Consider the following 24,543-nt stretch of genomic DNA (forward strand, 5'->3'; position numbering starts at 1 on the left):
CCCTACGGCATACGGAGGGGTGGCGCACTGCTTCGGCGGGGTGCGGGAGTCCGACCTCCCGCACCCCGCCGAGCGCGCGCGACCCCGCGGGGGTCTTGCTGGCTCAGCTCGACTTGACCTTGATCTCGCCGTTGACGATCTTCTCCTTCGCGTTCGCGATGGCTTCCTGGATCTCGGCGTTCTCCGCGAACTTCGGGTTGGAGTTCGACAGGCTCACCTCACCCGTCTTCAGATCGCCCCTGACGATACCGGTCTCGGGCTTGCCCTCCTCGACCGACTTCGCCAGGTTGTACACCGCCTTGGCGACATCCTTCATCGCCGAGGTCAGGATGGAGTCCTTGTACTTGGCCAGGGCCTCCTGCTTGTACTGGTCGGAGTCCACACCGATCGCCCACACCTTGTTGGCGGCGGCGGCCTCGATGACGCCCTGACCGGACAGACCGGCCGCGGCGTACACCACGTCGGCCTTCTTCTCGATCTGGCCCCCGGCGGCGGCCTTGCCCTTGTCCGGGCTGGAGAAGCCGCCCTCCTCCGCGGTCTGCGTCAGGTACTGCGAGATCACCTTGACCTTGGGGTCGGTGTCCTTGACGCCCTGCTCGAACCCGGCCTGGAACTTGTGGATCAGCGGGATGTCCACGCCGCCGATGAAGCCGACGGTCTTGGTCTTGGTGGCCTTGGCGGCGGCGACGCCGGCGAGGTACGAGGCCTGCTCCTCGGAGAACACCAGGTCGGCGACGTTGTCCGCCTCGATGGTGGCGTCGTCGACGATGCCGAAGGTGGTGTCCGGGAACTTCTCGGCGGCGCCCTTGACGGCGGAGGCGTAGGCGTAGCCGACACCGATCACCGGGTTGTAGCCCTGCTTGGCCAGGGAGACGAGGCGCTGCTCCTTGTCCGCGTCCGTCTCGCCCTCGGTGGGCTCCACGTCGGCGGTCTTGTAGCCGAACTCCTTCTTCGCCTTCTCCAGACCGGCGTAGGCGGCGTCGTTGAAGGACTGGTCGCCCTTGCCGCCGACGTCGTAGGCGATGGCGAGGCCCTTGTCCTCCTTGCTCTCGGCGTTGGCCGACGTGGAGGTGCCGCCGCAGGCGGTGAGGGCGAGGGCCAGGGAGGCGGTCGCTGCGCCTGCGACCGTGATCCGGGAAATCCGGCGCATGTGTGGTGCTCCTAGTCGTACAAAGCGCCGGGACGTTTTCAGCTTCGGCGCTGGCTTCGCCGCAGAGTAACGCGCGTAGACCTGCCTGAAAACCCCTTCTGTCCACCTTGTTATCCGCCCGTGCTGAAGGGGGCTCAGGGCAGCCGGCCGGTTACGTTCAGTCGCAATTCTCCGGCCCCCACGCCTGTCTCGGGCACTGGTGAGTTTGCGCCAGCTCCCTCGCAGGGACGGGGACCCCTCATCACCCCAGCGGCACGACTGCCCGCACCCGCGCACGGCGCGCAGCCCGTCGGTCTTGGGCGTGCCGCAGTCGCGCGCGGCGGGGAGGTGACGGGGTGGTGGTGTCCGCCCGCAGCGGCCGGCGCGTCCGCAGAACCCTTGAAGCGACCGATTCCGCGCCAGACCGAGGACACACACCACCACCCCGGCCCCGACGCACCCACCCCCGCAGGCGCTACACGCACCCCCACCGGAGCCGCAGCCGCAGCCATCTCCTCGCCCACCCCCACCCACCCACAGGCGAGAACGAAGCGCCCCCCACCCACCCGCAAGCACAACCGAACGCGGACCTCACCGAGCCGCAGGCCCAGCCGAGACGCGCACCCCACCGGGCCGCAGCCGGGTCATCAAACGTGCACCCCCACCCACCCGCAGGCGGAACGAAGCGCACCGCACCCATGCCGCAGCCGCAGACGCAGCGGGCGGCGACCGGAGGGTCGCCGCCCGCTGGGAGGTGGACGAGAGAGGGGAAGGAGTCAGTTACTCCGTCTTGACCTTGATGGAGCCGTCGATGATGCCTTCCTTGGCCTCGGCGACCGCCTCCTGCAGACCCTCGACCTCGTTCATCTTCGGGTTGCTCTCGGACAGGCCCACACCGTCGACCTTCAGGTCGAACACCTGCGTCCCGGTCAGCGGCTTGTCGTCATGCACCGACTTGGCCAGCGCGTAGACCGCACCACCGACGTCCTTCAGCGCGGACGTGAGGATGAAGTCCTTGTAGTTGGCCAGCGCCTCCTGCTTGTACTGGTCCGAGTCGACACCGATCGCCCAGACCTTCGCCTTGGCCGCCGCCTCGATGACACCCTGACCGGAGAGACCCGCCGCCTGGTAGATGACGTCGGCGTTCTTCTCGATCTGACCCTCGGCCGCCGCCTTGCCCTTGTCGGGGCTGGAGAAGCCACCCTCCTCGGCGGTCTGCGTCAGGTACTGCGAGATCACCTTGACCTTGGGGTCGGTGTCCTGCACACCCTGCTTGTAACCGGCCTCGAACTTGTGGATCAGCGGAATGTCCACACCGCCCACGAAGCCGACCGTCTTCGTCTTGGTCGCCTTGGCCGCCGCCACGCCGGCCAGGTAGGACGCCTGCTCCTCCGCGAAGACCAGCGAAGCGACATTGTCGCCCTCGACCACGGAGTCGACGATGCCGAAGGTGGTGTCCGGGTACTTGGAGGCCACCGCCTTCATCGCCGGCCCGTAGGCGAATCCGACGCCGATGACCGGGTTGTAGCCCTGCCGGGCGAGGGACGCCAGCCGCTGCTCCTTGTCCGCATCGGTCTCGCCCTCGGTCGGCTCGACGTCGGCGGTCTTGTAGCCGAACTCCTTCTTCGCCTTCTGCAGGCCGGAGAAGGCGGCGTCGTTGAAGGACTGGTCACCCTTGCCGCCGATGTCGTACGCGATGGCGAGCCCGCGGTCCTGCTTGGAGGACCCGCCGCTGTCTCCGTTGTCAGAACTGGTGCCGCCGCAGGCAGTGGCGGCGAGTGCGAGCGACGCGACCCCCACCGCGACGCGGGTCAGTTTGGATATCCGACGCATCTGAAGTTCCCCATTCTCCAAAGCCCCGCAGCGGGTGCTCGGTTCGGCGCACATTAACGCGCGTAGACACTCCTGGGAACGGGGTACCGCGGGGCCGTTATCCATTCGTGCCGATGGCCGGTGCATCGGTGCTGAGCGCATGTACCTGTGCGGCAGGCACCACGCTGCCCCTCCCTCGCCGCGCCCGCAAGCGGAGAGGGGCAGACGGGGTCATCGAGGCTGGAGCGACGGCCCCGGAACGACCGGGACGAGAGAACAACCGGGAACGGAACAACCGGGACGAGACCCGACGCGATTCAGCGCAACGCGTCCAGCAGCGCCGCCGCCGTGAACAGCTCCACCCCGACGGTGATCGCATGCTCGTCCACGTCGAAGTCGCCCTGGTGCAGGTCCCGGACGATCCGCTCCCCCGGCGTCCGCACCCCGAGCCGCGCCATCGCGCCCGGAACGTGCTCCAGGTACCAGGAGAAGTCCTCGCCGCCGAGGCTCTGCTCGGTGCCCTCCACCGACTCCACGCCCCGCCGGGCGATCATCGCGTCGCGCAGCAGCTCGGTGACGCCGGGCTCGTTGACGACCGGCGGCACGCCCCGCACGTAGTTGATCTCGGACTTGGCCCGGTGCAGGTTGGCCACCTCGTCGATGGCGGCGACCACGATGTCCGGCGCCTGGCGCCAGGTGTCGAGGTCGAGGCAGCGCACCGTGCCGGAGAGCTCCGCGTGCTGCGGGACGACATTGGGGGCGTGGCCGGACTCGATCCGGCCCCAGGTGACGGCGAGTCCGCTGCGGCTGTCGACCCGCCGGGCGACCAGCGCGGGGACGTCGGTGACGACCCGGGCCGCGGCGGTGACCAGGTCGGTGGTCAGGTGCGGGCGGGCGGTGTGGCCGCCGGGCCCGTCGAGGGCGATCTCCAGCCGGTCGCAGGCCGAGGTGATGGCGCCTTCGCGCAGCCCGATCCTGCCGGCGTCGACGCGCGGGTCGCAGTGCACGGCGATGATCCGGCCGACACCGGTGAGCACGCCGTCCTCGATGGTGTCGGCGGCGCCGCCGGGCAGCACCTCCTCGGCGGGCTGGAAGATCAGCCGCACCGGGCGGGGCAGCAGGCCCTGGCGGTGCAGTTCGGCCAGGACGAGGCCGGCGCCGAGGACGACCGTGGTGTGCACGTCGTGACCGCAGGCGTGCGCGCGGTCGGGCACGACGGACCGGTACGGGCAGTCGGCCTTCATGTCGGGAATGGGCAGACCGTCGATGTCGGCGCGCATGGCGAGCATCGCCGGGCCGGCGGTCCGGTCCTGCGGTACGCCGATGTCACAGACGAGTCCGGTTCCGCCGGAGAGGACGCGCGGCTCGAGTCCGGCGCGTACGAGCCGTTCCTTGATCGCGGCGGTGGTGCGGAACTCCTGGTTGCCGAGCTCGGGGTGCATGTGCAGATCGCGCCGGAACGCCACGAGTTCGGCCCGCAGGGCCTCGGGGAGCGCACCGGGAAGCACCGCTCCCCCGGGGAGATCGATCTCGGACTCCAGTGACATCAGTGGCTTCACCCTTTGAAGAGTAGGGCGCGGAGGCCGCCGGCCGACCCCTGATCAAGAAAATTCAACCCCTTAGGGGAAGAAAATCTTGCCGCCCTACGCATGGCTGCCCATCAAGATGGGTAAGCTTCTCGCTCTTTTCATTGAGGTGCGGGCCGTTGGGCCCGCGTCGGGCCGGCCGCCCGACCTGCCGAGAGTGACTTCCCTCACATCTTCCGCCTCGGCGGCGGCGCGCGCCCGTTCACCACACGGTTACCACGCCTGGCGCCTTCCACGCCGACCGGTTCAACTGGCGGACACCGGCCGGGTGTGCTGGCTAGGTTCGGGCCCATGCGCGCACCCGAGCCGGAGTTCCTGCACCGCACCCGCGCCGCGTACGACGCCTTCGCCGCGGAGTACACCGACCGCTACGCGGACGGCCTGAGCGATCAGCCCCTGGAACGCGCGCTGCTGGCCGCCTTCGCGGAACTGGCGGGCCGCAGCGAGAACGGCGCACCCGCCCCGGTCGCGGACCTGGGCTGCGGGTCCGGTCACGTCACCGCCCGGCTGCACCGGTCGGGGCTGCCGGTGTTCGGCGTGGATCTCTCGCCCCGCATGGTGGCGCTGGCCCGCGAGGCGCATCCCGGGCTGCGCTTCCACGTGGGGTCGATGACCGACCTGGACCTGCCGTCCGCGACGCTCGGCGGGATCGTGGCGCTGTACTCGGTGATCCATGTGCCCGACGCGCATCTGCCGTCGCTGTTCGCCGAGTTCCGGCGGGTGCTGCTGCCGGGCGCCCCGGTGCTGCTCGCCTTCCAGTCCGGCGAGGAGGACGGCACCCTGCACAGGGACGAACGCTTCGGGCGCGCCGTGTCCCTCGACTACTACTGGCGCACCCCGGCGACCGTGACCGGCCACCTCCGCAAGGGCGGCCTGGAGCTCACGGCGCAGGTCATGCGGGAGCCGGAGGGCGAGGAGAAGCGCCCCCGCGCCCTGCTCCTGGCCCGCCGGCCCGATGAGGACCAGGGCACGGGCAGGCCGCCGCGGCCAGGCGGTGGGCGTCGCGGGCCGTGGCGGTCACGGTGGTGAGGAAGCCGTGGGCGCGGGGGGAGGCGTGGCCGGTGAGCCAGGCGGGGTCGATGTCGCAGACCGCCACGCGGACGCCGGTGCCGGCGAGCGCCAGGGGCAGGGTGTGGACGACCGTGGACGGGAAGCTGAGGACGGTGCAGCCGATCGGGCCCCGGCGGGCTATGAGCTCCAGCGGGAGTTCCGGGCGGACGATCTGCAGGCCGGTCCGCACGGCGAGCCGGTGGAGCTTGTCCGCGCTCTCCCTGCGGTGGGCGAAGTAGCGGGTCGCGCCGTGCGCGGCGGCCAGGGCGCGGACGGCCTCCAGGTAGGCGGCGTCGTCGACCACGCCGGTCTCCACCAGGGAGGTCCCCACCAGATCGGTGCCCTCGGTGATGCGGGGCGGGCCGAAGCGGGCGCGGGTCCAGGCGAAGGCGTTGGCGGTGACCGTGACGCCGGGCGGGCTGCCGGCCACCGGCATGGAGGAGAAGACCTCGACGCGGCGCTCGCCGTGCGGGGTGAGGCGGCGCCGGGCGGCGGCGGAGACGGGGGCGAGGAGGAGATCGCGGGGGCCGGCCCTGCCGCCCGTGCGGTGCCAGCGGACCAGCCGCTCGCCGCGGGCGAGCTGGCCGACGAACTCCATGGTGGCCGTGCCGTCGTCGACGACCACCACCTCGCGGGCACGCGTGATGGTCAGCAGCAGCTGGACGTAGCGGGAGAACGGGTCGCCGAGGACGACCCGGTGGGCGCGGCGCAGCAGGCCGGCCAGGCCGCCCGCGGTCCGCAGCGGGGCGGTGGGGCCGCGGCGCGCCTCCTCCCAGCGGACGGTGTGGCCCTCCTCGCGGGCCAGTCCGGCCATGCGGCGCAGCTGGCCGCGGGTCATCGGGTCGACGGGGGCCGGCACCACCAGGGTGATCCCCGCGCCGGGGGCGTGCAGGTGCGCCCACTCCAGCACGTTCAGCAGCTGTACCGGGCTCTCGACGAAGGCGAGGGTGTGGGGGCCGGCCTTCCCGGCGCGGGGGATCACCGGCCCGCTCAGACGGTCAGCGGCTCGCCCGCGGCGGCGGCGATCTCCGCCTCGGCGATCACGCCGGGCACGCGGCGCAGTTTGCGCATCGGGGCGAGCTCCGACTCGTAGACCTTCTTCACGCCGTCGCCGAGGGAGGCCTCGATGGTGCGGATGTCGCGGACCAGCCGCTGCAGGCCCTGCGGTTCGACCGAGGCGGCCTGGTCGGAGCCCCACATGGCGCGGTCGAGGGTGATGTGACGCTCGACGAAGCACGCGCCGAGGGCGACCGCGGCGAGGGTGGTCTGCAGTCCGGTCTCATGGCCGGAGTAGCCGATCGGCACGTTCGGGTACTCCTGGCGCAGGGTGTCGATGACGCGGAGGTTCAGCTCCTCGGCCTTCGCCGGGTAGGTGGACGTGGCGTGGCAGAGGACGATGTTGTCGCTGCCGAGGACCTCCACGGCGTGGCGGATCTGCTTCGGGGTGGACATGCCCGTGGACAGGATGATCGTGCGGCCGGTGGAGCGCAGGGTGCGCAGCAGCTCGTCGTCGGTGAGCGAGGCCGAGGCGACCTTGTGGGCGGGCACGTCGAACTTCTCCAGGAAGGCGACGGACTCGATGTCCCACGGGGAGGCGAACCAGGCGATCCCCTTCTGCCTGCAGTACGCGTCGATCTGCCGGTACTCGTCCTCGCCGAACTCCACCCGGTGCCGGTAGTCGATGTAGGTCATCCGGCCCCAGGGGGTGTCGCGTTCGAGGTCCCACTGGTCGCGTGGGGTGCAGATCTCGGGGGTGCGCTTCTGGAACTTGACCGCGTCGCAGCCGGCGTCGGCGGCGGCGTCGATCAGCCGGAGTGCGTTGCCGAGGTCGCCGTTGTGGTTGATGCCGATCTCGCCGGTGATGTAGACGGGCCGGCCCGGGCCGACCTCGCGGGAACCGAGGGTGCGGATACGGGAGTTGCTCATGGGTGGGACTTCCTCACTGAAGTTGCTCGGATGGCTCGGGGTCGGGGTGACCCGGGTTGCCGTGGTTCGGGGGTGACCCGGGGATCTGTGGCCAGGGGGTCAGCCGGGCAGGGAGTCGAGGGACGGGCCGAGGAGCCAGCCGGCGATCTCCCTGACGGCGCCCGCACCGCCGGGCGCGGTGGTGACCGCGCGGGCGGCGCCGCGCACCGCGTCATGGGCACTGGCGACGGCCACGGGCCAGCCGGCCAGGGCGAAGCACGGCAGGTCGTTGACGTCGTTGCCGACGTAGAGCACGCGCTTCGGCGCGATGCCCTGCTCCTCGCACCACTGCTTGAGTGCGAGGTCCTTGCGGTCGACGCCGTGCAGCACGGGGACGCGCAGCTTGCGGGCGCGGGCGGCGACGACCGGGTTCTGCTCCGTGGAGAGGATCAGCAGCCGCAGTCCGCTGCGGCGCAGCGCGGCGACGCCCAGACCGTCGCCGCGGTGCACGGCGACCAGCTCCCGCCCGTCGGCGTCGATCAGCACCCGGTCGTCGGTCTGGGTGCCGTCGAAGTCGAGGACGACCGCGTCGATGTCGGCGGCGGTCGGCAGGGCGCCGGGCCGGTGCGCGTCCAGGAGCGGTGCGAGGGCCCGGGCGCGGGCGAGGTCGTGCGGGTCGTCGATCTCCAGGACCCGGGCGGGGTCGGTGCGCACCAGGGCGGTGCGGCCGAAGAAGCGGTGCCGGTGGGTGCGGAAGCCGTGCGCGTCCATGGCATAGGCGGCACCGGTCTCCAGCAGGTCCTCGGGACGGTCCTGGCGGCGGGGGCGGAAGGTCTTGTCGTGGTTGACGCCGTGGGCTCCGGCGGGTGCGGCCGTCTCACCCCCTCCGCTCGTCCCGCCCGTGCCCGCCGAGCCGTCCGTGCCGCCGGAGGCGTCGCCGCCCTCGCGCCACAGGAAGCCGTGGAACGGGGCCACGGTCACCGCCGTGTCGGCGCCCCGCTCGGTGACCGCGGCGGCGGCCCGGTCGAGGTCCTCGGCGAGCAGGAACGGGCTGGTGCACTGGACCAGCAGCACGGCGTCCACGCGAACGTCGTGCAGCGCCTCGTGGGCGTCCAGGGCGTGCAGGACGGCGGTCTCGGAGGTGGCGGTGTCCCCGGCGAGGGCGGCGGGCCGGGTCACCACCTCGGCGCCGGCCTGGCGTGCGGCGGCGGCGATCGCCTGGTCGTCGGTGGACACCACCACGTCGGTGACCCGCCGGGCGCCCCGGCACTCGCGCACCGCACGGACCACCAGCGGGACGCCGCCGACCGGGGCGAGGTTCTTCGCGGGCACGCCCTTGGAGCCGCCGCGCGCGGGGATGACGGCGAGCACCCGGCGCCGTGGTGCGGTGGACCGCGCGGTGGCGGCCGGCGATTCGGGCATGGCGTGCACTCCTGGGGGCGAGGGGGCGGGTGAGGCGGAGGGGCGGTTCACCGGCGGGGCGGGGTCCTCGTTCGCCGGTCCGGTGGGCGGCGCATCGCCGGCGCGGGCGGGGGAGTGCGCAGCTCCCCCCGTCCGCCGGACGGCGTTCACAGCTCTCCCATCCGCCGGACGACGGGCGCCACGCGCTGCACCCCGTGGCGGTAGGCGCCGCGGGCGGCCCGCCGCACGATCCGGCGCAGCGGGCCGGGCCGCCGGTGGGCCGCCGGCGCTCCGGGCAGGGGGCTGCCGTCGGGCGCGAGGTGGTGGCGGGCGAGGATGCCGGGGAGGTAGCCGGGCGCGGTGTCCGGTGTGTAGTAGGGGGTCAGTGGCGGCAGTCCGGGTGCGGAGAGCAGCTCGAGCAGGCGCTCGCGGGCCGCGTCGAAGGCCGGCTCGTACGTTCCGTCCGCGGCCACGCCCTGACGGGCGGTCCACTCCGGGTTCGGCTCCGGCCGGTGGCCGGCGTCGAGCTGGTCGAAGGAGGCGAGGCAGCCGGAGCCGATGAAGTGGTGGTTGCCGAGGGACTCGCGCACGCCCAGGTCGGTGAGGATCGCCGTGGGGATGCGCCGGTGCAGGGACTCGAGGGCGGCCGTGGAGCTGACCGTGACCAGCAGGTCGGCGCGGTCGAGCACCTCGCCCATGTGCCCGTACACCAGGCGCAGATTGGGTGGCGGGTCGAGCCGCTGAGCCAGCTTCTGGTACGGGAGTTCCTCGATGTGGGTGGTGTGTTCGCCGGGCCGGGAGCGGAGCTTGAGCAGCACCTCGCGCTCGGGGTGGGTGCGGGCGTGCCGTATCAGCCGTTCCAGCACGTACGTACGGTCCTTGCGGCTCTCCGGGACGGACGGCTGGGCGGCGAACACCACCGTGTACGGCTCGCGGGGGCCGGCGTAGGGCGCCCCGCCGAGGAACGGCAGCGCGACCTCGGTGACCGCGCCGGCGTCGGCGCCCACGCCCTCGTAGACCGCGCGGAAACGTTCCGCGTCCTGGCGGGAGTTGGCGAGGACCAGGTCGGCGCCGTGCCGCAGCAGCAGGCCGTCGGCGAGCTTCTCGTAGACGATCCCGACGTATCCGGTGACGACCACGGGCCGGTGCGGCCGGTCCCGCCAGAGGTGCCGCAGGCCGTGCAGCAGGGCCTGGACGCCGCCGCCGACCAGGGCGAGCACCAGGACGTCGTGATCGGTGTCGCGCATGATGCGCAGGAACTCGGGCGCGGTCACCTCGCCGACCGAGTCGGCACGGACGCCGGCCTCGGTCAGCTGACGGGCGGTCGGGGTGGCCCGGCCGCGCAGCAGGAATCCGTCGAGGCGCGGGGCCGGCCGGTCGCCGCCGCCCTGCGCGAGGCGTTGCGCGGTGAGGGCGCCCCATTTCCATCGGGTGTCGGAATCCGCGAGGACCGCGACCCGCAGGGCTCTGGTTGCTCTTGCTGGCACGTCGGCGACGCTAGGAGCGGATTCCGAGGAGCCGCCCAACCGGAATCCAACAAAGGGTGAACAGCGCGCCGCCGAATGGCGAATCCGCCCGGCCCGGAAAGCCGCCGGGGGATTCTCACCGCCGCGGAAGCGACCGGTTCACCACTTCGCCATGCGTCGTTCACCCCGGTTCAAGGTGCAGGTCAGGACGGATGCCGGAGTGCCGCTTAACGTCTGCGGGGTGCCGAAGCTCTCTGTCATCGTGCCGTTCTACAACGTGCGGCCATACGTCCCCGATGCCCTGCACAGTCTTCGCCGGAACGCGCGCGAGGACTTCGAATTCATTCTGGTCGACGACTGTTCCACGGACGGGACCACGGACCTTCTCGCGCGCGGCGAACGCGAACTGCCGGGCGCGGTACTGGTCCGGCACGAGAGAAACGGCGGTCTCGCGGCGGCCCGGAATACCGGAATCGACCGGGCGCGCGGGGAGTATCTGACGTTCCTGGACGGCGACGACTGGCTGGCGCCCGGCTATTACGCGCGGCTGCTCGCCGCGATCGAGAGGCTGGGCTGCGACTTCGTTCGCACCGACCATGTGCGGTGCACGGCGCGGGCCCGCTCGGTGCAGCGGGTGCCGCACGGTCGCCGCAATGCGGTGCTCTCGCCGCGCGCGGCCATCCTGCCCACGCACCGCAGCACCTCGGTGGACTACGCCTACGCCTGGGCGGGCATCTACCACCGCCGTCTGGCCGACCGGGGGCTGCTGCACTTCACCGACGGGCTGCGCACCGCCGAGGACCGGCCGTGGATCTGGCGGCTGCACCGCGAGGCGGAGTCGTTCGCGGTGACCGGCCTGCTCGGGGTGTTCTACCGGCGCGGGGTGTCCTCCTCGCTGACGCAGATCGGCGACGCCCGGCAGCTGGACTTCATCCGCGCCTTCGACCAGGTGATCGCCGAGACCGCGGCGGACGCGGAGGCGGCGGCGCTGCTGCCGAAGGCCGTGCGCACCTATTGCGCGATCATCGCCCATCATCTGGCTTCCATCGGGAAGTTCGAGACGCCCGTGGCCCGGAAGCTGAAGGCGATGAGCGCGGCGGCGCTGCGCCGCATGCCGCAGGACGTGCTCGACGAGGCGCTGGCGTCGATGGACCGGGAGCGGGCGGCCCGGCTGCGCCGGCTGCGGCGTCGCCCGGCCCTGGCGGGGAGGGCGGCGGCATGACCACGCAGATCTTCCTGGCGTCGACGCTGTACGGCGCGGCCACGCTGGCGGCCGCCCTGGACGCCGGGTGCTTCGCCCCGGCCGGACGGCGGCTGCTGCTGGTGTCCAGCAACGCGGCGGTCCCGGAGACGGCACCGGCGGTGGACGAGCTGCCCGGGTTCGAGCGGCTGCGCGGCCGCTTCGACGAGGTGGTGTCGTGGAACGGGACGATCTTCCCGTTCCATCCCGGCGGCTGGTCGCCGCGCCCGGAGGACGCCCCGCTGTGGGAACGCTTCCTGCGCCTGGCGTGGGACCTCGGCGACGACGAGGTGTCGCTGGCCGTCGAGTCGATCCAGGTCAACCCGGCGCTGGGACTGGCGCGGATCTTCACCGACGCGCCCCTGACGGTCTACGCGGACGGCCTGATGAGCTACGGGCCGACCCGCAACAAGCTGGACCCGCTCGTCGGCACGCGGGTGGAACGGCTGCTGCATCTGGACCTGGTACCGGGGCTGCGCCCGCTGCTGCTGACCGAGTTCGGCGTCCCGGCGCAGCTGGTGCCGGCGCCCGCCTTCACCAAGGTGCTGGCCGAACTGGCCGGCACCGACGTGCGGTTGCCGGAGGCCGAGCGGCCCGCGCTGCTGCTCGGCCAGTACCTGTCGGCGCTCGGCATCCTCTCCGCCGAGGAGGAGGAGCGGCTGCACGCGGAGATGCTGAGGGGCGTGGTCCGGCTCGGTCACCGCCGGGTGGTGTTCAAGCCGCATCCCACCGCACCGGCCCGGTTCAGCCGGCTCCTCGAGGAGGAGGCGGAGCGGCTGGGCGCGGAACTGACGGTGCTGGACGCCCCCGTGCTCGCCGAGGTGCTGTACCAGCGGATGCGTCCGGCACTGGTCACCGGCTGCTTCTCCACGGCCCTGATCACCGCCTCCGAGCTGTACGGGCTGCCGGTGGCGCGGGCCGGGACCGAGCTGCTCCTGGACCGGCTGACGCCGTTCGAGAACTCAAACCGGGTGCCGGTCACCATCGTCGACGCCCTGCTGCCCGAGCTGTCGGACCGTGCCGCGGTGACCGAGGGCCGCCGGGGCCTGGACACCGAGGACCTCGGCCAGCTGGTGCGGGCGGTCGGCTTCGCCATGCAGCCGAGGATCCTGCCGCAGCTCCGGCAGGACGCCGAGCGGTATCTGTCGACACGGCTCGACGACCGCACGCGGCGCTACTTCGGACGGAAGCGGCTGGCCTCCCTGGGCCTGCCCGGCGGGGTGCCGGCCCGGCTCGCCTTCCTGGGCCGCAGCCCTGCGGTGCGGCGGGCGGCACGACGACTGCGCCGGCTGCGGCGGAGGGTGCGGCGCCGGCGGGGCGCGGCTGCCCGCTCACGGCCGCGGGGAGCCGTACATGACCAGCCTGATCACCCGGCGCCCCGCACCGGGGGCTGTGTCTGCCGTCGAAGGTGACGTTCGCGCCGGCGGTCGCGTCGACGCTGCTGCCGGCGTGGCGGGTCAGGCGGGCTTCGGGCGGTAGCTGGCCTCGATGCCCGCGAGGATCAGTGCCAGCCCCTCCTCGAAGTGCCGGTCGAAGTCGGCGAACAGCTCCGCGCCGGCCTGGGCCGCCAGCGGGAAGTCAGCCATCATGCGGGCGCGTTCCTCCAGGTCGTAGCCCTCCCGGCGCTCGCCGGGCAGTGGCTGGACGCCCTGCTCCTCGGTGACGAAACCCAGCGTGTAGACGAAGGTCGTGGTGAGCGCGCGGACCGCCTGGGCGAGGGTGAGTCCGGCGCCGGTGAGCAGGCGCAGATTGTCCTCCTGCGCCTCGGCGTGGACCAGGGCGGTGAAGCGTGAGCCGCTGAAGACCTTGGCGCCGTCGCGGTAGCCGAGCAGCGCGGCGCGCAGTCCGCGGTTGGCCTTGAGCAGCCGCTCCTGCCAGGTGTCGCCGGGGGCCAGTGAGGCCCCGGCCATCATCCGGCGGTACATCTCCGTGGCCATCTCGTCCAGCAGGGCCTGCTTGTCCTTGAAGTGCCAGTACAGCGCCGGTGCCTTGACGTCCAGTTCCTTGGCGATGGCGCGCAGGGTCAGGCCGTTCAGGCCGACCTCGTTCAGCAGTTTCAGTGCCGTGTCGGCGACCTTGCGGCGGTCGAGGGGCGCGCGTCGTTCGGTGCTCACGCTTGACAATTTAACACCGTTAAGGCAATCCTCGGCGGGGAGGTCACTTAACGCCGTTAAGGAGGCGGGATCATGAACGACACCGATGTCCTGATCGTGGGTGCGGGCCCCACCGGGCTCACCCTCGGCATCGACCTGGCCAGGCGCGGGGTGGACGCACTGGTGGTGGAGCGGGGGCAGGGGCTGTTCCCGGGCTCGCGCGGCAAGGGCTTCCAGCCGCGCACCATGGAGGTCTTCGACGACCTCGGGGTCGTGGAGGCGATCCGCGCGGCCGGCAGCGGCTACCCCGTCGGGATGATCTGGCGGGACGGCGAGCGGCTGGGCGAGCACCGCATGTTCGACCCGGTGGAGGACGGCGAGAGCGACTCGCCCTACCTGGAGCCCTGCATGCTGCCGCAGTGGCGGACGCAGGAGATCCTGCTGGCCCGCCTGGAGGAGCTGGGCGGCAGGGTCGCCTTCGGGCGTGAGGTCACGGGCGTACGGCTGGACGGCGACGGCGACGGCGGTGCCGCGGAGTCCGGGGTGACGGTGCGCTTCGCCTCCGGCGAGGAGGTGCACGCGCGGTACGTGGTCGCCGCCGACGGGGGCCAGTCGACGGTGCGCCGCGCACTCGGCATCGGCATGACCGGGGAGGAGATCGAGCCGAGCCCGATGCTGGTCGCCGACGTGCGGCTGACCGGCCTGGACCGGGACAACTGGCACATCTTCCCCCCGCACGGGGACAGCGGCGACTTCCTCACCCTGTGCCCGCTGCCCGGGGAGGACTTCCAGCTGGTCGCCCGCTTCCCCGAGGGGACCCTGGTCGACCTCTCACCGGAGGGGGTGCGGCGGGTGGTCGCCGAGCGCACCCACCTCTCCCCCTCGGACGTCACCGAGGTCCGCTGGGCGTCCGACTTCCGTCCGCGCGCCGCGCTCGCCGACCGCTTCCGCGCGGGCGGGGTGTTCCTCGCCGGTGACGCGGCCCATGTGCACTCCCCCGCCGGCGGGCAGGGCCTCAACACCAGCGTCCAGGACGCCTACAACCTGGGCTGGAAGCTCGGCGCCGTGCTGCGGGGCGAGGCGGACCCCGCCCTCCTCGACACCTACGAGGAGGAGCGGCGCCGGATCGCGGCGGACATGCTGCGCCTGACCACCGGCGTCCACCGCGGCGAGGTGCGCCGGGGCGCGGCCACCCGGCAACTGGCGCTCGGCTACCGGGACTCGTCGCTCAGCCGGGAGACCCGCACGACCGCCGGCCCGGTGCGCGCCGGAGACCGCGCACCCGACGGCACGGTGGACGGCGTCCGCCTCTTCGACGCGTTCCGCGGGCCGCACTGGACGCTGCTGGGCGCCGGCCCGGCGGACGGCGCACCGGAGTGGGTGCGCACCCTGCCCGCGGCCCCGGAGGCGTACGGCCCCGGCGTCTTCCTGGTCCGCCCGGACGGCTATGTCGGCTGGGCCGGGGACACGGCCGACGGACTGGACGCGTACTTCGCGGCCATCGGGCTCCGGGCTCCCATGGCCCGGACGCGGAGCTGACCGGACGTCACCGAAGCGGCTGCCGGCACCGCACCGGCAAGCAGCACCGAGGGGAGCTCGCGCCGCTGACCGCCTCTCAGCGGCAGCGGCTACGCGCTCGCCAGGGAGAGCTTCGCCGCGAATCCGAGGAACAGCGCGCCCGCGGCCGAGGTGGCCCCCGCCGCCAGCCGCCGCCTGCGGCGGAACGCCTCGGCCAGCCGGGTGCCGCTGAAGATCAGCAGCGAGAGGTAGAGGAAGCTCGCCGTCTGGAGCAGCGCGCCGAGCACCACGAAGGAGAGCACGGGGTAGGGGTAGCCGGGGTCGACGAACTGCACGAAGAAGGAGATCAGGAAGAGGATCGCCTTCGGGTTGAGCAGCGACACGATCAGGGCGCGCCGGTAGGGGTGCTCGTCGGTGGCGGGCGTGGCGGCGGGGGACTCCGCCGGCTGGGCGGGGGTGCCCCGCTCCTTCCACATGGCCCACGCCGAGCGCAGCATCCCGTACGCCATCCAGGCGAGGTAGGCGGCACCGGCGTACTTCACCACCAGGAAGAGCAGCGGGGTCGTACTGAGCACGGAGGCGGCGCCGAGGGCCGCCAGCGTCATCAGGACCGCGTCCCCGGTGAAGACCCCGGCCGCCGCCGCATAGCCGGTGCGCACGCCCCTGCGGGCGGCCACGGAGAGCACGTACAGCGAGTTGGGGCCGGGGAGCAGGACGATCAGGACGAGACCTGCGAGGTAGGTGGGAAGATCGTGCACACCGAACATGGACAGGAGTGTCGCACGGAGACACGACTGTCACCCCGGGCTTTTCGCCAGGTGAGACACCCCGTGTGAGCCCCCGGGCCGACGGACCGGCAGCCGCCTCGGGCCGACGGACCGGCCGTGTTCAGGCCGACGGGCCCACGGCCGGCTCAGAAGACGTCGCTCGGCTCGTACGTGCCCCAGATCTCGCGCAGGGCGTTGCACACCTCGCCGACGGTGGCGCGGGCGGCGAGGGCCTCCTTCATCGGGTACAGCACGTTGTCCTCGCCCTCCGCCGCCTTCTGCAGCGCGGTCAGGGCGCCGTCCACCGCCCGCTGGTCGCGTTCGGCGCGCAGCCGGGCGAGGCGTTCGGCTTGCCGGGCCTCGATGGCGGGGTCTACGCGCAGGGGCTCGTAGGGTTCCTCCTCGTCGAGCTGGAAGCGGTTGACGCCGACCACGACCCGCTCCCCGCTGTCGGTCTGCTGCGCGATCCGGTAGGCGTTGCGCTCGATCTCACCCTTCTGGAAACCGCGCTCGATCGCGTTCACGGCACCGCCGAGCTCCTCCACCTTCCCCATCAGCTCCACGATCGCCGCCTCCAGCTCGTCCGTCATCGACTCCACCACGTACGAGCCAGCGAACGGATCGACCGTCGCGGTCACATCCGTCTCGTACGCCAGCACCTGCTGGGTACGCAGCGCCAGCCGCGCGGACTTCTCCGTCGGCAGCGCGATCGCCTCGTCGAACGCGTTGGTGTGCAGCGACTGCGTGCCCCCCAGCACCGCCGCCAGCCCCTGGACCGCGACCCGCACCAGGTTCACCTCCGGCTGCTGCGCCGTCAGCTGCACCCCCGCCGTCTGCGTGTGGAACCGCAGCATCATCGACTTCGGATCGCTCGCCCCGAACTCCTCACGCATCACCCGCGCCCAGATCCGGCGCGCCGCACGGAACTTCGCCACCTCCTCCAGCAGCGTGGTGCGCGCCACGAAGAAGAACGACAGCCGCGGCGCGAAATCGTCCACCGCCATCCCCGCCGCCACCGCCGTACGCACATACTCGATCCCGTCCGCCAGCGTGAACGCGATCTCCTGCGCCGGCGACGCCCCCGCCTCGGCCATGTGATAGCCCGAGATCGAGATCGTGTTCCAGCGCGGCATCTCCGCCCGGCAGTACTGGAAGATGTCCGCCGTCAGCCGCAGCGACGGCTTCGGCGGGAAGATGTACGTCCCCCGCGCGATGTACTCCTTGAGCACATCGTTCTGAATGGTGCCGGTCAGCCGGTCCGCAGCGGCCCCCTGCTCCTCGGCCACCAGCTGATACAGCAGCAGCAGGACAGCGGCCGGCGCATTGATCGTCATCGATGTCGAGACCCGCTCCAGCGGGATGCCGGAGAACAGCACCCGCATGTCCTCGACCGAGTCGATCGCCACCCCCACCTTGCCGACCTCGCCGTGCGCGATCGGCGCATCCGAGTCATGGCCCATCTGGGTGGGCAGATCGAACGCCACCGACAACCCGGTGGTGCCGTGCGCGATCAGCTCCCGGTACCGGGCGTTCGACTCCGCCGCCGTGCCGAACCCCGCGTACTGCCGCATCGTCCACGGCCGAGCGGTGTACATCGTCGGGTACACCCCACGGGTGAACGGGTACGACCCCGGCTCACCCAGCTTCTCCCCCGGATCCCAGCCCTCCAGCGCCCCCGGCCCGTACACCGGCTCGATGGGCAGTCCGGACTCCGACTCGCGCGCCATGGTGTGAGCCTCCCGCCGGTCGGTGGCTGATGGGTGCAAGGATGTCGTTCGGTCACTCACCACCATGCCCCGTTGTTCGGAACCCTTCACGCCAGGGGAGACATCTGTCAGACGAGGGCCAGGTGATGTCCCGGTGAGACGGCGAGGGGCTTCGGTGCGTAGGACGGGCATGAGGAAGAGAACGAGCGCCACCGTCTCGGCGCTTGCGGCGGTGTCGCTCTGTGCGGCGGTCGGGTGCACGGTGCAGCCCGGCGAGGAAGGCGGGCAGGCCCCCATCCGGATCTACTGGCCGAGCCGGACGCCGTCCGCGGCCGGGCAGCCCCGGACGGAGAAGCCGGCCGGCGGACGGGCGAGCCCGTCGCAGCGGCCCGCGGCGCCCCGGCACGCACCGCCGCGGTCCGCGCCGGAGAAATCCCCGCCGGACAAGCCCGCGCCCCCGCGGGCCGCGCGCTCGACGGTGCTGTGGTCCCGCGGTGACACCGGGCGCGACGTCCGTGAGCTCCAGGCCCGGCTGCGCCAGGCGGCCTGGCTGTTCCACGGGCCGACCGGCCGCTACGACGCGCCGACGGAGAAGGCCGTACGGGGCTTCCAGGGCAAGCGAGGGCTGCCCCGCACCGGGTCCGTCGACACGGCGACCTGGCAGCGGCTGGAGCGGATGACGCGTGAGCCGGGCAAGTGGGAGCTGTATCTGATGGGCGGACAGCCGGCCGACGCGCCCGACCCGCGCTGCCGGACCGGGCGGGTGCTGTGCATCAGCAAGTCGAGCCGGACACTGCGCTGGATGATCGACGGGCGCACCCTCATGACCCTCCCGGTGCGCTTCGGCTCCCGGGGCACCCCGACCCGCGAGGGAGTCTTCCGCGTCTACTGGAAGTCCCGGCACCACGTCTCCACGATCTACGACTCACCGATGCCGTACGCGATGTTCTTCAGCGGCGGCCAGGCGGTGCACTACTCGGCCGACTTCGCCGCCCGCGGCTACGCCGGTGCCTCGCACGGCTGCGTCAACGTACGGGACGAGGCGGCCATCGCCCGGCTGTTCGGGCAGGTGCGCAAGGGTGACAAGGTCGTCGTGCACCGGTGAGACCGGGCACGGCGGCGGAGCGGCGTCCGGGAGGACGACCGGAAAAGCGTCCGGGAAGACGGAGAGGGATTCGGGGCGCGGGCGGGACCGGGGGAACGTGTCCCGCCCGCGCCGATGCACGAGCCGCAGGTACGGGGGGAACCCCGGCTCTGTGCGACGGCCGATGACCAGTCGGCTCACTCATTACTGCGCCGCGGCCTCCAGAAACGTCACACCCTCAACGAAAAAATTTTGGCCGTTGACAAAATCCCAGGTCAGAGGGGCGGCGGACCGGAGGGCGGAGCGAGGAACCGGGTGACACCGGGGCCGGCCGGCGCCGGGGCGGGCGGGCACCGGGCGGGCCGGGCGGGAGGTCGGGGCGGGCAGGCTCCCGGGCCGGGCGGGAGGTCGGGGGCGGGCAAGCTCCCGGGCCGGGCCGGACGCGGAACCCGGCCGTGCCCGCGGCTGATCGGGCAGTGCCGCGGGTCAAACGGTCAGTGAGACCGTGCCCGTCACTCCGGTGCCGGCGGCCTGGACGGTGAGGCCGGTGCGGGCGGTGCGGCGAATGCCGGACGCTGCGTCGCCGACGCGGGTGTGACGGTCGGGGCGCTGCTTGCCGACGTGCCGGTGCTTCTCGTCGCCGGGTCCGGCGTGGCTGCCGCGCTTGTCGCCCTCCTTGTCCGGGTCGCCGCCGTCGTCCGTGCGGTCGCGGGAGTCCGCGTGCTCGCGGGAGTCCTGGTCGCCGTCGCGGAGCTTGGCGGCATAACCCGCCGCGGCCAGCACACCCTTGCAGTAAGGGCTGACACGGGCCGAGTCACCGGCCGCGTTCTCCAGCAGGCGGCGCCGCTCGCCGCCGAGGGGACGGTCGTCGCGCAGCGCGCGGCAGGCGGCGACGATCTCCTTCCAGCCCCGGCCCGCATGCGACCCCGGGCCCTTCGGACCCTGGCCGGGCGCCGGTGGGGCACCCTTGTGCGGGTGCTTGTCGTCGGAGGCGGCGGGTCCGCCGGGGCGTGCCGGGCCGGCTCCGGCGGAGGGCTTCCCGCGGTCCTCGTCCAGGGTGGCTCCGCCGCCCGTGCCCTTCTCCGGCGGGGGCGTCACCAACGGGCGTTCACCCGGGGTGGCGCTTGCCGTCACGGAGGCGGCCGGATCGGAGCCGGGGTCGCCCACCGGGCCGGGGAAGGCTCCGGTTCCGGCCAGGGCCGCGGCCCCGCCGACCATGCCTGTGGCCATCGCGGCGGCCAGCGCCAGGCGCACCGGGCGGGTCCAGCGCGGCCGGCGAACGGTTGCGGTTGCATCGGGGCGCGAACCGCCGAGCCGGACCAGCCCCGCCTCCAGGGTGCGGGTGCCGGCGGCGCGTCCGGCGCCGGCCGTCTCGAACCGGGCCTCCCGCTCCTCGCGCGCCTTGCGGAAGGCGGCCAGGGCCGCGGCCTCGCCGGGAAGTTCTTCGCAGGTCAGCGGGGGCGGAGCGAGCGCACCGAGGGTCCGGGCGAGCCGTTCGGCCTGCTCCCGGGCAGCCGGATCGGCGGCTTCGGGCGGCAGACCGCTCAGCAAGCGCTCCGCCGTGTCGCGGTCCAGCCACCTGTGCTGCTCGTCGGCCATCACATGTCCTTCTGCGTCCGCGCTCGCATATGCGTCACACTCGCGGACGTCACCGCACGCCGCTGCGGTTCTCGCTGCGGCGGCAGGGCGTCGAGCACCCCGGCGGATTCCGGATGCGTCTCCGGGTCGTCGCCGATCATGTCCGCCAGCCGTTTCAGGCCCCGGTGGGCGGCGGTGCGGACGGCGCCGGGCCGCTTGCCGAGCGTCTCTGCGGCGGTCTTCGCGTCGAGGCCCACGACCACGCGCAGCACCACCGCCTCGGCCTGGTCCTGCGGCAGCCGGGAGATCAGGGAGAAGGTCCCGTCGGTGGCCAGGGCCTCGATGGCCTCGCCCGCGGTGTCCGACTCGGCGGCCCGCCCGGCCAGCTCGGTCTCGTCGCCGCCGATGGCGGGGCGCCGGCCGCGCATGCGTATGTGGTCGAGGGCGCGGTTGCGGGCGATCCGGGCGGCCCAGCCGCGGAAGCGGTCCGCGTCACCGCTGAACCGGTCCAGGTCGCGGGCTATCTGCAGCCAGGCCTCGGAGGTCACGTCCTCGGCGTCGGGTTCGCCGACGAGGGTCCTCACGTATCCCAGCAGCCGCGGATGCACGGCGCGGTACACAGTCCGGAACGCGGTCTCGTCCCCGTCCTGTGCCGCACGCACCGCGGCGGTCAGCTCCGCGTCGTCCCCCAGCACCGCAGGCCCTTCTGCGCCCCAACCGGCGCCGCTTACGCGGACCGGGTCGCTCGCCGTTGTCTTTCCTCATCTGGTCGTGCGGTCGTCGCGGCGTCAGAACCGCAGGTGGTCGCGGTGGTCCTGCACCCGCCACGATGGCGCGAAAGGCACGTTACGACCTGAAACCACTCGCCGTCCATGTCTGTCCAGGATGCAACTGACCCGTGACACAGCGGGGTGTGACAGAAAACGCACCCCCGGCGCTGTAGGAAGTACGGGCCGCCGCGCGGTCCGTGCCGCGCGACGGCCGGGGCCTCTCCTGTGGGGGGTGGCGGCCCCGGCCGTTGCACTGGCCATGGCACACCGCCGCCACACGGACACGCCCGGCGCCGCACGGCCGTTCCGCCTGGTGACCCGCTCAGGTTACGGGTGTGTAGGTTACGGGGTCCCACCGGCCTGCCGGACGGGACCGCCCCGGTCGTCGCTCTCGTCCTCGCTTCCGCCGCCCCGGCCGGGGGCGGGCAGGTTCCCGGTGCCGGTCGCGTCCCCGGCGGGACGTGTGGGCCGCTTCTCCGGGATCTGCGGAGTGCTCACCTCTTCCGCGGGACCCGCGGCGTCCGGGATGTCCGCGCCTCCGGCGCCCTCGGAGGATCCCGCGCTCTCGGAGGACTTCGCGTCCCCGGAGGGCCCGGCGGCCCGCTTCCCGGTCAGCCCGGCGCAGGGGGCGTCGGCGTTGTCCGTGCCGTGCGTCGCGGTCAACAGGCGCTGCCAGGCGGGGGACTTCAGTACCTCGCCCCGGTCCCGGATCCTCTCGTGGGCGCGGCAGTGGGCCTCGGTGTCCCGGGCGGGGGCGGGGCGGGAGGTGTCGGACGTCCCGCCGGCCGCGGCTCCGGGTGCCGGGCGGCCGGTGGGCGGGGCGGACGAGCGGGGCGAGGAGGGGATGGTGGCCCGGTCGCGGCCGGCCGGGGCGTCCTGACCGGATCCGGGGGCGCCTATGCCCGCGACGGCGACACCGCTGAGAGTGAGGCCGCCGAGCACAACGCCGAGCAGGGCCTTCACCGAGTGGCCGCCGAGCCGCCGCCGGCGTGGGCGCCAGTCGTCGCGGCGCCGGGTGCGCGCCCGGTGTGCTCCGCTGTCGCGGGCGGCGCGGAAGGCGGCGAGGGCGCGCTGCTCGGCCTCGGCGGGGTCCGACGGGGCGGACCGGCGGACGGCGGCGGCCAGGTGCTGCTCGAGGGCGGCCTCGTCGCACTCGGGGGCGGCCTCGTCGAAGACGCCGGTGCGGCCGTCGGCGTGCCGACGGCCCGAAAACGTCTGGCCGCTGTGCCGTTCACCCATGTCCGCTGTCCGTTCCCGTCCGGTTGCGCGACCGGTCCGACGTGTCCTGTGTCCCGGCCGCGGGTCCGCGCCCGTACGTACGGCTCCTCGGTCCCGGCCGTCTCATCCGCCGCGCCGTCCCGGCGGCGCCGGGACCGGGCCCTCTCACTTCGACTCCCCCAGCGTGCGGCGCCCGTCCTCCGCCACACCCGTCGCGCCGAGTTCCTTCGCCAGGCGCTTCAGGCCCCGGTGGGCGGCGGTGCGCACCGCGCCGGGCCGCTTGCCGAGGACGCGGGCCGCGGCGTTGCCGTCGAGGCCGACGACGACCCGCAGCAGCACCGCCTCGGCCTGGTCGCGGGGCAGGGAGCGGATCAGCCGCAGGGCGTGCTCGGTGGACAGCGACTCCAGCACCTGGTCGTGGGTGCTGTGCGGGCCGGGCAGGTCCAGCAGGTCCTGGTCCAGCGCGGTGCCCTGGGGCCGTACGCGCTGCCGCCGCAGGTGGTCGAGGGCACGGTGCCGGGCGATGGTCGCCGTCCAGCCGCGGAAGCCGGCCCCGTCGCCCCGGAAGCGGCCGAGGTCCCGGGCTATCTCCAGCCAGGCGTCGGAGGCGACGTCCTCGGCGTCCTCGCCGACCAGTCCGCGCAGGTAGCCGAGGAGTCCCGGCTGTACGAGGCGGTAGGCGACCGCGAAGGCGGCCTCGTCACCCTCCTGGGCCCGCGCGACGGCCGCGCCCAGTTCCCCGTCGTGCGCCTGCACGCGGCGGGGTTCGCCTGCCTGGCCCAAGAACTGTCCTCGTCCGTACCGGTTCGTAGCGACTCCGCACCGTTCGGCACGGTCGTTCTCGCGTGCGTCCTCCACGGTCAACAGCGCCGGGCCGCCGGCAAGTGTCACAGCGGAGCCGTGACGGGGCCGGGCGGGCGGTCCCGGCCGCGAGGCTCCGGAAGTTCCGGAGGTTCCGTAGCCTCCGAAGGTTCCGGAGATTCCGGAGGTCTCGGGGGCCATGCCGCCCGAGGTGCGCGCCGCGCTCAGCGCCTCGGGGCCCCGCGGGTGGCGTCGCGGCAGAGCAGGCGCAGGGAGCCGTCGCCGGTGTAGCAGCGGCGGGCCTCATCGATGGGGTCCCACAGGCGGCCGTCCGGGGTGCGCACCCAGTGGTCGCCACCCGAGGCCCACCACTCGCCGCCGGTCTGACGGACGATCACCTCACCGGCGTAGGCCCCGAAGCCGCGCAGCACCGTCTCCACGGCGGCGTACGGGGCGGACTCGCGGCGTATGCCCTCGATCATCCGGTCGACGCTCCACAGGCTGCGGGCCGAGTAGTCGAGCCGCAGCCGTGCTCCCTCGCGCATCGCGGCCACCGCGTCGGCCGCCCACCGGACGGGTCTGGCGGCGGCGCCGGGCCGGGCGGTGTGCTGCTGGGTCGTCGTGTTCGTCGCAGTCGTCACATGAGCAAGAGCGCGGCGGCAGCGTGTTCCGTCACCGGTTTTCGGGCGTGTTCCCGCAACCGGCGCCGGATCGGCGCAGGTCCGCCCCAGCTTCGCCGCACGGCTGTCACAGACGGCCGCGGGAGGGACGTTCGCACGGCTCCGGAAGCAAGGCGTCTAACCGTCGCGGCGGCTGCGGCGGGAGAGGGCGGCGCGCAGGACGCGGCGACCCTCGGTGGTGACCTCCAGGGCGCGGCGCAGCCCGGCCGGGCCGTGCACGGAGAGGACCTCCAGGACGGTGACCTGGCGGCGCAGTTCGGCGGCGACGAGCGGCGACATGCCGTCGGTGCGGCCCTCGCGGGGCGCGTCGACGGCGTCGGCGGGGTCCTCGGCGGGGTCGGCGCCGTCGAGGAGGCGGTGGATGCGCAGGGCGGCGACGGAGCTTGCGTCGGCCCAGGGCCGCAGGTCCCCGGCCGAGCGCTCGGCCGGGGCGGCCTCCAGCATGCGGTGGGCGAGGGTGACGGCCTCGTCGCCGCCGCACTGGTCGAACGTGTCGCGCACCCTGGCCAGCTGCTCCGGCCAGTCACCCGGGTCGGCGTCCACGGAGAGGCCCGCCCAGAGCGGGCGCAGCACCTCGTCGTCACCGCCCAGCAGGGGTACGCACCGATCCAAACAAGCCAACCCACTCACGGCCAGCCCGAGCTCGTCGGCCTGTGCGATCCGTTCCACCAGGCTCATCCACGCCTCCCTCAGCGGGTTTCCCGGACCCCTGGCGAGGCCCCGGCGGGCCGTCTTCCTC

Annotated in this window: 20 protein-coding genes and 1 pseudogene; 5 read left to right on the forward strand and 16 right to left on the reverse strand. The window is 73.2% G+C overall.

Annotated features, from left to right (window positions below; genetic code table 11):
* Positions 1-103: 103 nt before the first annotated feature.
* From HCJ93_RS10840 to HCJ93_RS10850, 3 genes are all read right to left on the reverse strand, one after another.
* Positions 104-1,150 carry a BMP family lipoprotein gene (locus tag HCJ93_RS10840; RefSeq protein WP_167993565.1) on the reverse strand — a complete coding sequence of 349 codons (1,047 nt, stop codon included), beginning with the start codon at positions 1,148-1,150 and terminating at the stop codon, positions 104-106.
* Positions 1,151-1,909: 759 nt separating this feature from the next.
* Positions 1,910-2,962 carry a BMP family lipoprotein gene (locus tag HCJ93_RS10845; protein WP_167993574.1) on the reverse strand — a complete coding sequence of 351 codons (1,053 nt, stop codon included), beginning with the start codon at positions 2,960-2,962 and terminating at the stop codon, positions 1,910-1,912.
* 296 nt (positions 2,963-3,258) lie between these two features.
* Positions 3,259-4,488 (reverse strand): M20 family metallopeptidase, encoded by a 1,230-nt coding sequence (locus HCJ93_RS10850; protein ID WP_167993830.1) that lies wholly within the window; start codon positions 4,486-4,488, stop codon positions 3,259-3,261.
* Between the two features lie 330 nt (positions 4,489-4,818).
* Between HCJ93_RS10850 and HCJ93_RS10855 the strand changes: the two are divergent.
* Positions 4,819-5,481, forward strand: a pseudogene (locus HCJ93_RS10855) (class I SAM-dependent methyltransferase); the annotation flags it as partial.
* On the opposite strand, the gene HCJ93_RS10860 reads toward HCJ93_RS10855, so the two are convergent.
* From HCJ93_RS10860 to HCJ93_RS10870, 4 genes are all read right to left on the reverse strand, one after another.
* Positions 5,420-6,559: a hypothetical protein gene (locus HCJ93_RS10860; protein ID WP_309141372.1), complete on the reverse strand. Its 1,140-nt coding sequence runs from the start codon at positions 6,557-6,559 to the stop codon at positions 5,420-5,422. The pseudogene HCJ93_RS10855 and the gene HCJ93_RS10860 sit on opposite strands and share 62 nt — an antisense overlap.
* Positions 6,560-6,567: 8 nt before the next feature.
* A complete protein-coding gene (locus tag HCJ93_RS29150; RefSeq protein WP_206317233.1) occupies positions 6,568-7,503 on the reverse strand; it encodes an N-acetylneuraminate synthase family protein in 936 nt (311 codons plus the stop codon).
* 99 nt (positions 7,504-7,602) lie between these two features.
* A complete protein-coding gene (locus tag HCJ93_RS29155; RefSeq protein WP_206317234.1) occupies positions 7,603-8,904 on the reverse strand; it encodes an acylneuraminate cytidylyltransferase in 1,302 nt (433 codons plus the stop codon).
* A 146-nt stretch (positions 8,905-9,050) separates the two neighbouring features.
* Positions 9,051-10,370, reverse strand: a complete 1,320-nt coding sequence (locus HCJ93_RS10870; protein WP_167993578.1) for a DUF6716 putative glycosyltransferase — start codon at positions 10,368-10,370, stop codon at positions 9,051-9,053.
* Positions 10,371-10,590: 220 nt separating this feature from the next.
* On the opposite strand from HCJ93_RS10870, the gene HCJ93_RS10875 reads away from it, so the two are divergent.
* Both HCJ93_RS10875 and HCJ93_RS10880 read left to right on the forward strand, forming a co-directional pair.
* The gene (locus HCJ93_RS10875) at positions 10,591-11,571 is read left to right on the forward strand and encodes a glycosyltransferase family 2 protein (protein ID WP_167993580.1); all 981 of its coding nucleotides are present in this window, start codon (positions 10,591-10,593) and stop codon (positions 11,569-11,571) included.
* Positions 11,568-13,001, forward strand: coding sequence for a polysialyltransferase family glycosyltransferase (locus HCJ93_RS10880; RefSeq protein WP_240967545.1), 1,434 nt, complete (start codon positions 11,568-11,570; stop codon positions 12,999-13,001). Before HCJ93_RS10875 ends, HCJ93_RS10880 begins: the two co-directional genes overlap by 4 nt.
* 45 nt (positions 13,002-13,046) lie before the next feature.
* Here the strand turns inward: HCJ93_RS10880 and HCJ93_RS10885 are convergent, their stop codons facing one another.
* A complete protein-coding gene (locus HCJ93_RS10885) occupies positions 13,047-13,703 on the reverse strand; it encodes a TetR/AcrR family transcriptional regulator C-terminal domain-containing protein (RefSeq protein ID WP_167993582.1) in 657 nt (218 codons plus the stop codon).
* A 72-nt stretch (positions 13,704-13,775) separates the two neighbouring features.
* Between HCJ93_RS10885 and HCJ93_RS10890 the strand changes: the two genes are divergently transcribed.
* On the forward strand, positions 13,776-15,221 hold the full coding sequence (locus HCJ93_RS10890) for an FAD-dependent monooxygenase (RefSeq protein WP_167993584.1): 1,446 nt from the start codon (positions 13,776-13,778) through the stop codon (positions 15,219-15,221).
* An 89-nt stretch (positions 15,222-15,310) separates the two neighbouring features.
* On the opposite strand, the gene leuE is transcribed toward HCJ93_RS10890, so the two are convergent.
* A complete protein-coding gene (gene leuE / locus HCJ93_RS10895; RefSeq protein ID WP_167993586.1) occupies positions 15,311-15,967 on the reverse strand; it encodes a leucine efflux protein LeuE in 657 nt (218 codons plus the stop codon).
* Positions 15,968-16,113: 146 nt separating this feature from the next.
* Entirely contained in the window at positions 16,114-17,694 is a 1,581-nt protein-coding gene (locus tag HCJ93_RS10900; RefSeq protein ID WP_167993588.1) for an acyl-CoA mutase large subunit family protein, read from the reverse strand.
* 169 nt (positions 17,695-17,863) lie between these two features.
* Between HCJ93_RS10900 and HCJ93_RS10905 the strand changes: the two genes are divergently transcribed.
* The gene (locus HCJ93_RS10905; protein WP_167993589.1) at positions 17,864-18,778 is read left to right on the forward strand and encodes a L,D-transpeptidase family protein; all 915 of its coding nucleotides are present in this window, start codon (positions 17,864-17,866) and stop codon (positions 18,776-18,778) included.
* Between the two features lie 465 nt (positions 18,779-19,243).
* Here the strand turns inward: HCJ93_RS10905 and HCJ93_RS10910 are convergent, their stop codons facing one another.
* The 6 genes from HCJ93_RS10910 to HCJ93_RS10935 form a co-directional block, all read right to left on the reverse strand.
* Positions 19,244-20,356, reverse strand: a complete 1,113-nt coding sequence (locus HCJ93_RS10910) for a hypothetical protein (protein WP_167993591.1) — start codon at positions 20,354-20,356, stop codon at positions 19,244-19,246.
* Entirely contained in the window at positions 20,356-21,030 is a 675-nt protein-coding gene (locus HCJ93_RS10915) for an RNA polymerase sigma factor (protein ID WP_167993593.1), read from the reverse strand. Before HCJ93_RS10915 ends, HCJ93_RS10910 begins: the two co-directional genes overlap by 1 nt.
* 417 nt (positions 21,031-21,447) lie before the next feature.
* Entirely contained in the window at positions 21,448-22,344 is an 897-nt protein-coding gene (locus tag HCJ93_RS10920; RefSeq protein WP_167993595.1) for a hypothetical protein, read from the reverse strand.
* A gap of 144 nt (positions 22,345-22,488) precedes the next feature.
* Positions 22,489-23,106 (reverse strand): RNA polymerase sigma factor, encoded by a 618-nt coding sequence (locus HCJ93_RS10925; protein ID WP_167993597.1) that lies wholly within the window; start codon positions 23,104-23,106, stop codon positions 22,489-22,491.
* A gap of 242 nt (positions 23,107-23,348) precedes the next feature.
* Positions 23,349-23,765 (reverse strand): hypothetical protein, encoded by a 417-nt coding sequence (locus tag HCJ93_RS10930; RefSeq protein ID WP_167993599.1) that lies wholly within the window; start codon positions 23,763-23,765, stop codon positions 23,349-23,351.
* A 156-nt stretch (positions 23,766-23,921) separates the two neighbouring features.
* Entirely contained in the window at positions 23,922-24,482 is a 561-nt protein-coding gene (locus HCJ93_RS10935) for a hypothetical protein (protein WP_167993601.1), read from the reverse strand.
* Positions 24,483-24,543: the final 61 nt, after the last annotated feature.

The sequence above is a fragment of the Streptomyces composti genome (genome assembly GCF_012034205.1).
Taxonomy (GTDB): Bacteria; Actinomycetota; Actinomycetes; order Streptomycetales; family Streptomycetaceae; genus Streptomyces; species Streptomyces composti.

What these genes read in the sequence shown, in the direction of transcription:
- HCJ93_RS10840 (WP_167993565.1), bottom strand. Translation starts at nt 1,150, where the DNA reads ATGCGCCGGATTTCCCGGATCACGGTCGCAGGCGCAGCGACCGCCTCC.
- HCJ93_RS10845 (WP_167993574.1), bottom strand. Translation starts at nt 2,962, where the DNA reads ATGCGTCGGATATCCAAACTGACCCGCGTCGCGGTGGGGGTCGCGTCG.
- HCJ93_RS10850 (WP_167993830.1), bottom strand. Translation starts at nt 4,488, where the DNA reads ATGTCACTGGAGTCCGAGATCGATCTCCCCGGGGGAGCGGTGCTTCCC.
- HCJ93_RS29150 (WP_206317233.1), bottom strand. Translation starts at nt 7,503, where the DNA reads ATGAGCAACTCCCGTATCCGCACCCTCGGTTCCCGCGAGGTCGGCCCG.
- HCJ93_RS29155 (WP_206317234.1), bottom strand. Translation starts at nt 8,904, where the DNA reads ATGCCCGAATCGCCGGCCGCCACCGCGCGGTCCACCGCACCACGGCGC.
- HCJ93_RS10880 (WP_240967545.1), top strand. Translation starts at nt 11,568, where the DNA reads ATGACCACGCAGATCTTCCTGGCGTCGACGCTGTACGGCGCGGCCACG.
- HCJ93_RS10890 (WP_167993584.1), top strand. Translation starts at nt 13,776, where the DNA reads ATGAACGACACCGATGTCCTGATCGTGGGTGCGGGCCCCACCGGGCTC.
- leuE (WP_167993586.1), bottom strand. Translation starts at nt 15,967, where the DNA reads ATGTTCGGTGTGCACGATCTTCCCACCTACCTCGCAGGTCTCGTCCTG.
- HCJ93_RS10900 (WP_167993588.1), bottom strand. Translation starts at nt 17,694, where the DNA reads ATGGCGCGCGAGTCGGAGTCCGGACTGCCCATCGAGCCGGTGTACGGG.
- HCJ93_RS10905 (WP_167993589.1), top strand. Translation starts at nt 17,864, where the DNA reads ATGAGGAAGAGAACGAGCGCCACCGTCTCGGCGCTTGCGGCGGTGTCG.
- HCJ93_RS10910 (WP_167993591.1), bottom strand. Translation starts at nt 20,356, where the DNA reads ATGGCCGACGAGCAGCACAGGTGGCTGGACCGCGACACGGCGGAGCGC.
- HCJ93_RS10920 (WP_167993595.1), bottom strand. Translation starts at nt 22,344, where the DNA reads ATGGGTGAACGGCACAGCGGCCAGACGTTTTCGGGCCGTCGGCACGCC.
- HCJ93_RS10935 (WP_167993601.1), bottom strand. Translation starts at nt 24,482, where the DNA reads ATGAGCCTGGTGGAACGGATCGCACAGGCCGACGAGCTCGGGCTGGCC.